The 472-nt window shown below is 55.9% G+C and carries 1 protein-coding gene; it reads left to right on the plus strand.

The window, feature by feature from the left end; translation table 11 throughout:
- Nucleotides 1–472: DUF1983 domain-containing protein (locus Xinn_RS21485; RefSeq protein WP_153043447.1), on the plus strand; the 472-nt coding region annotated here is incomplete at both ends.

Consider the following 472-nt stretch of genomic DNA (forward strand, 5'->3'; position numbering starts at 1 on the left):
CGGGGATCAGTTCCTGAGCGCGGAAACGGGGAAACGCCTGCAATCGCAGATTGATTTTACCAATGAAGCCGCCCTGGAAAATGCCGCCCTGACCGGGGCGGTCGTGCAGCGGCAACTGAAAGAAAACGGCGAGATGCGGGCGGAGATACTGGAGGTGAGAACCACCCAGTTAACTGACCGTCAGGCCTTGGCTGAAAAGCTGGAAAAAGTCCAGGTCGACGTGGGGGAGAATGCCGCTGCCGTGCAGACCAAAGCCACTGCCGTATTTGATATTGACGGTAACGGGTACGGAATTTATGACATCGGCGCCGGGGTGAAATACAAGGGCCAGTTTTACCAAGCCGGGGTGGCTGTCGGGGCGGAGGTGAAGAATGGCAAAGTGGAAACTCACTTTGCGGTGCGGGCGAACCAGTTTACCGTGGTGAACCCGAGCAATGACAAGCTGGAGTCCGTTTTTATGATTAAAAACGGG

The organism is Xenorhabdus innexi (assembly GCF_002632485.1).
GTDB classification, from domain to species: Bacteria; Pseudomonadota; Gammaproteobacteria; order Enterobacterales; family Enterobacteriaceae; genus Xenorhabdus; species Xenorhabdus innexi.